This is a genomic window from Bartonella sp. AA86SXKL (assembly GCF_042196885.1).
The window spans coordinates 21351-27350 of record NZ_JBHIRE010000018.1; the positions used below are offsets into that span (position 1 = coordinate 21351).

The window sequence follows — 6000 nt, forward strand, 5'->3', positions numbered from 1 at the left end:
ATTGCTGCTTTTTGAGGTACCTTTTTAGCACTTTGACCTCCTCCTCGTCTTTATAGGATGGAGAGGCAATCAGTATTGCTAATTTGGGATTGGCTTATACTCTTCATGACTCTTGTAAAACGACGCAAAAGCTCAGAAAAGAGATAGATGCAAAAGACAAAATAATAGATAAAGAAGCTGAAAAAATACGTGCACAAAAAGATGTGATTCAAAAACAAGAAGAGTTAATTCGAAAATCAACTGCTTCTAAGATTATTTTTCCTCGAATGGCAGTAAAAAATTGGCCCAAAAGTAGTTTCAAGTACTTTCTCACGACCATTTTTTCAAGACAGGCAATCACAACACGCTCTGTCATAGCGCACATATAAATACGCAACAGCCTTCATGGGGGAAGATGATCATCAATACACAAACCGTTCTCTGCCTTGATCTAGATCTAAGACAGGCTGGGCGATTTCTCGTGTAGACAGCAGTATAACAAGTAGCACTTGTCAATTTTGAATTTTGTCGTTTTAAAGGCGATAGTATGCGCTATTTGCGTTTTCAGCAATGGCTTACAAAAATGAAGATCACAACAGATAAAGTCAATGCCTCACAAGAAGAGATGATTAAGACGGTGTGTGCAAAAGGATACAATCCAAAAGATGACAACGAAGCAAATGCTTTAGCAATTTTATATTTAGTTAAAGAAGGAAATGCGCATGTCTAATGCAATGCCATGGATAAGATTCCTTTTGAATGACTGGAACAGTGAGATCGATGGAATGACATGAGAGCAAAGGGGCATTTATATAACGCTTTTCATTCGCATGTATGACAAAAAAGCACCAATTAAAACAGATTTTGAAATGCTTGCCCGCGCTTGCAATTGCTCGCAAAAAAGTTTGTAACTATTGTCGAATATCTCATAAAGAATGATAAACTTATTGAGAAAGATAATGGTTTGTCGAATACGCGCGTTGAAGAAGAGCTAAAAGATTTTACTGATAAAAAAGTGCACATATCGCAAATTCATAGTGAGGCTGGAAAAAAGGTGCACAATAAAAAACGCTATAAAAACACTTTAATGATTTTGCTGAAGCAAACGCTAAGCAAAACCAAGCTATAAAGAAACAGAATAAGAATATATATAAACTAAAACTATCATTTTAGTTAGCAAAAAAAACTGCTTCTGAAAGTTTAGAAACAAACGAACAGGTTGACGAACCAACAGAGGTTGCTGCTGTTGAGACCACATCAGAGCAAATCGAAACGGGTGTAGAAAAACAACCTTCCATTCACGAGCAAGAGAACATTACGAAAAAGCTAAACGGGTTAGAAATGACAGTGGCTGTCGTACCCCTGATGATTTCGAACCTGTTTATGATTTCGCAATCGAAGAGGGATTGCCTCCAGAGCGTGTCAAAGCCGAAATGGCAAAATTTCGAGATTTTTGGAAAGCTAGAACAGGCAAAGATGCACGCAAAACGGATTGGAAAGCAATGTGGCGCAACTGGGTGCAAAAAGCTATCGAGGATTTAGAGAACGGAAAAAACTATGGAAATCACTCTCAAAGGCAAAAAAGTGTAGATGAACGCATCTCAGACAGTATCCTTGATATCGGGCCTCGAGGTCACTTTGAAACACATTCACGAGATGATAACTCCGGAGTTTCCTTTAGTTTTGAAAAGTGGCAAGCATTGACATAACAGCAGGAAGCGATGCCTTAGAAGCGTGTGATCAACTTCACGAATTGTTTTCAATAAAAGTGAGTAAAGAGGACATAACCAAGGCAATTTGGATGCTTTCGTGTGGTTCAAAAAATTTCGCAACAGGCAGATCATGAAGGTATGGCGCTTACCTATGGAATGGTTTTGGAAAGTGTTTCTGCGTGGTCACTCATAAAAACGGTTAAACGGATTTTATGCGATGAGGTAGAAGGTTTATCGGATACGTTTTTTCCAAACACTCGTGAGTTAGTAAAATTATGTCGTGATTTGGAAAATAGTCTTTTGACAAAAGCCAATCTTGTACACCAGGCTGTTTTGAACACCCGTGAAAAAAGGCTGAAAGAAAAGGCAATGAGAGAGAATTCAAGACCACTCACGTTGGTTGAAAAGCAAGTGAAAAACATTGCAGGTTAGCAAACTAGTGAAAATTTCTGATCATTTTGTGATTGGATGTGCATTTAAATCGACAAAATGGCACCGTACAGAGTGATTTAAAGATTTTATGATAAAAAATCTATCATATAAAACGCTCTGTACGGTCAAATTTAAGGCAAATAGACAAATTTGTAAAATTAGGATTAAAGCATGTTCATTTTAAAACATCTATTCTTAAAAAACCGTAAACAACCCATGCGAAAGAGGTTTGTTGCAACGGCAGTGGGTATGCCCCATGGGGGATGGGACAGAGGAGTATTTTTACAACCTCTACGAATACGAAGACGGCACAAGAGAGTGTGAAAAGTTTGATGGTGGTCAGTATTACAAAACACCTAAGAATGCGGATTTTAGTACCAAAGCGCAAGTAAAAGCATGGGTTTACGTTGGTGATATTCCGAAAAGCATTCTCAATTACGAACCTCTTATAGACGAGATCAACAGAGAGATAAAAAATATTGACTTTATTCAGAGTATATTGCGTATTGCTCTAAATGCGCTTCTTAAACATTTACACAAAAGCATAAAAAGCTATTGAATCATGGGCTTTATGTTATATTTTTATATAATATTAGAGAGGGCGTTTTATGCATACAACGAAATTACGTAAAGTTGGAGGATCAGTTATGCTCTCTACACCGCCTGCATTGCTTGATGTTCTTCATCTTACTGAAATATGCAAGTGGGTTTGGCTATAGATATCGCAAAATTACACTCTTTAAGAATTGTTAGCCCAATGTAATACTTCGGACGATTTTGCGGATAAAGATGTAGAGTGGTTTGATGCTAAGCTTGTTGGGAGAGAGCTCTTGTAATGAAGCGGGGTAAATTTGGTTTGTATCGCTTGACCCAACCTCTGTCTATGAGAAAAATGAATGCATCCTGTACTGATTGTGTCACCGGAGGCGTTTAATCGTTTAACAAAAACACTCATTGTTTTGCCCATTACGAGTGGAGGAAATTTTGCTAGAATAGCGGACTTTGCTGTTTCATTGGTGGGAACAGGGCTGCATACAACAGGTGTGATATGCTGCGACCAACCGCGTTCTTTAGATATAGTAGCGCGTAATGGGCGAAGTCTTAGCAAAGTTATCAACATTTCTTACTTGAATTTTTTCTACAATTTTTAATGTTTAAAAACACCAACTTTAGGTAAAAAATAAAAAAGCATAAGATCATGATTTTTTCTGTTGACAATCGGCTAAACAATTTTTCACAGAATAAAAATCAATATTTGACTAATGATGTCATTAATTATGACTCAAAAGAAGCAATGATGAAAGCTGTCATCACTAAGCCAATGTGTGTTGTTGGAGACAATAAAAGCACTGTTCGCTTTGAACCATCAACACCCAATAATCCATTTGTTGAAGTTTCTAATTAGATCTACGCACGTCTCAAGCGCGCCAATGCTGCAAAACTTCTTGTTGAGGCCAAGATGGTAGCAAAGCCTGACAAAGCAATTGAACAAATTAAGCAGATAGAACAAGAAGCCACACAAACATCATCTGAACCAATGACTGAAGAAACCTCTCTCGAAAAACCAAAAGCATCTAAGGTCTCTCAATCATCAACACCTACTCTTAAAAAGGCTTAGAAGTTGAAGTTAATCATCCACCAAAAATGGTATCTTCAACAGGCAAAAGATACCTTCACAAGCCTTCAAGCCCCTCGCCTTAATTGGGCTCTGCGTAATGCTCTAAACACTGCAGCAAAACAAGTCGAACGCTTTACTGAAAAGCAAGTTGCAGACATCTCATCAGCCCAAATAAAGCGTATAAGAAGAGGTGTTTATATTAAAGAAAAGGCAACAGCAAGGTTTCTTGAGACAGATATCATTGGTTCTGGAACACCAATACCTCTTAAATTTTTTAAAGCAAAAGAACAAATCTTGCCCATGTTTTTATCAAGGATGGGAGTTTTCCAAAGCGTGTTGAATTAAAAAAGCTGAATGGTAATGTATTTCAAAGAGCGGATGGAGATCAATTCCCCATTGCAAAACAAGAAGGACCTTCAATTGCTAAAGTGATGTCTAAGCCAGAAATTGCAAGTGCTATTGTAAAAAAGCTAATGAGAGATTAATTGCCAATATACAGTGCCAACTTGCTCGTCAAGAATACGCTGCCAACAAGAAAAGCTAAATTATGTTCTTAAGCTTTATCTATCTATTCCATATCCTTATGAGTTATGTATTATACACTTTGATTGCAATTTTAAGAACAGATTATCACTTATGTTTTGTTTTTTCCATAAAAAAGTCAATAAAATCAATTCAAAATGTACTTCCCAGCGGGTTGGCTTCGTTGCGGGGCAGACTAGTGCGAACTATCGCTAACGACAGAATTTTCAATTTGACTGTACATTTTACACTTAGCTCATTGATAAATAATAATTTCAATATGTACACTGTACAATATGTGAAACGTTTTCTTAGCAAAAAGTAATTCTTGTTGCTGGAAAATTCTATAGTAATAGGTATTTTCGAATCAGGTGCCTCAAAAACACCTTAAAACAACTAGCGGATTAGTTGCCGAAATAACTAATCTTCCGCAATTTAAAAGCTTTAACTCATTGTGTGCTACATGCATATAATAGCTTTGTCAGGTGTGGCTATGCCATATACCCCCTTCGGGGAAAGGCGTAACGACGGACTAGATGCCGTGTTTCTTAGTGCCCAGCACTCTTTTAGAATGTCATTAAGGAACGTCTAACATCTAAGAATTCTTTATGAATACCATTATTAAAATTACTGAATTATGTGGCAAAAGGCATGACGATATTATGCGTGACATCAAGAAAACGCTTGAAGAACTTAACGCCCTCAAATTTAAGGAGGTTGATTTTGGTGGGCACTACCTTGATAACAAAGGTGAAAGCCGCCCTTGTTATAACCTGCCAAAGCGTGAATGCTTAATTCTTGTTTCTAGTTACAGCACTGCCTTACGAGCAAAGATAATTGACCGTTGGAAAGAGTTGGAAAGACAAGTAGCTATTCGACAAATTGATTACTCCAAACCCGAAGTATTATTTGGCGCCTTAAATCATCTACAAAATCAAATTAAGCAGAAAAACTATGTTATTTCAGAATTAGCACCAAAAGCAAAAGCTTTAGAAGGCTTAAAACGCTCTGATGGTTTGTTTGGTTTGATTGAAGCCGCGAAGATGTTGGAGATAAGACCAAAGGATTTAACAGATTACTTGCGTAAAAATGATTGGGTGTATCGACGTGCTCCAAGTGGTCCATTGTTACCTTTAATCAGGATAAAATCAAAAAAGGATTCATGGACTGTTCTGCCATCACCATTCAAAAACCGGATGGAACAGAAAAGGTGCTGCCTTCAACAAAAATCACACCTAAAGGATTGGCGGCATGTTTGAGAGAAAAATCCATGGATAAGACCAAAGGATTTAACAGATTACTTGCGTAAAAATGATTGGGTGTATCGACGTGCTCCAAGTGGTCCATTGTTACCTTTAATCAGGATAAAATCAAAAAAGGATTCATGGACTGTTCTGCCATCACCATTCAAAAACCGGATGGAACAGAAAAGGTGCTGCCTTCAACAAAAATCACACCTAAAGGATTGGCGGCATGTTTGAGAGAAAAATCCATGGAGGTGTGCAATGAAGGTAAATACTAACTTCTTATGCGATTTATGGATGGCATTATCTCAATTTTCTAGGCATGAAAATATGAGTGATAAGATTGTGCTGCTCTGGTTGAGATCATGAGTTTAGTAGAAAAAGCTTTGATTTTAAAACTTCACGATGAAGTGCCTATCCTTCTTTCGATATCTTTCTCATCTGACGCTCCATAAAAAAAGCCCCACAAAAGTGGGGCTGGATAAAATGATGT

General features: G+C 37.4%; 3 protein-coding genes and 6 pseudogenes. All 9 read left to right on the plus strand.

Annotated features, from left to right (window positions below; all coding sequences use genetic code 11):
• Nucleotides 1–394: 394 nt before the first annotated feature.
• A pseudogene (locus tag ACFIO5_RS07525) lies at nt 395–709 on the plus strand (hypothetical protein).
• Nucleotides 710–1385: 676 nt separating this feature from the next.
• Nucleotides 1386–1688 carry a hypothetical protein gene (locus ACFIO5_RS07530; protein WP_375632929.1) on the plus strand — a complete coding sequence of 101 codons (303 nt, stop codon included), beginning with the start codon at nt 1386–1388 and terminating at the stop codon, nt 1686–1688.
• Between the two features lie 102 nt (nt 1689–1790).
• Nucleotides 1791–2123 carry a hypothetical protein gene (locus ACFIO5_RS07535; protein ID WP_375632931.1) on the plus strand — a complete coding sequence of 111 codons (333 nt, stop codon included), beginning with the start codon at nt 1791–1793 and terminating at the stop codon, nt 2121–2123.
• A gap of 171 nt (nt 2124–2294) precedes the next feature.
• Nucleotides 2295–2682: pseudogene (locus ACFIO5_RS07540) on the plus strand (hypothetical protein).
• A gap of 337 nt (nt 2683–3019) precedes the next feature.
• The gene (locus ACFIO5_RS07550; protein ID WP_375632933.1) at nt 3020–3274 is read left to right on the plus strand and encodes a type II toxin-antitoxin system PemK/MazF family toxin; all 255 of its coding nucleotides are present in this window, start codon (nt 3020–3022) and stop codon (nt 3272–3274) included.
• A 146-nt stretch (nt 3275–3420) separates the two neighbouring features.
• Nucleotides 3421–3741, plus strand: a pseudogene (locus ACFIO5_RS07555) (hypothetical protein).
• Nucleotides 3742–3744: 3 nt separating this feature from the next.
• A pseudogene (locus ACFIO5_RS07560) lies at nt 3745–4285 on the plus strand (hypothetical protein).
• A 586-nt stretch (nt 4286–4871) separates the two neighbouring features.
• Nucleotides 4872–5572: pseudogene (locus ACFIO5_RS07565) on the plus strand (phage antirepressor KilAC domain-containing protein).
• Nucleotides 5538–5772, plus strand: a pseudogene (locus tag ACFIO5_RS07570) (phage antirepressor KilAC domain-containing protein); the annotation flags it as partial. The pseudogenes ACFIO5_RS07565 and ACFIO5_RS07570, both read left to right, overlap by 35 nt.
• Between the last annotated feature and the right edge of the window lie 228 nt (nt 5773–6000).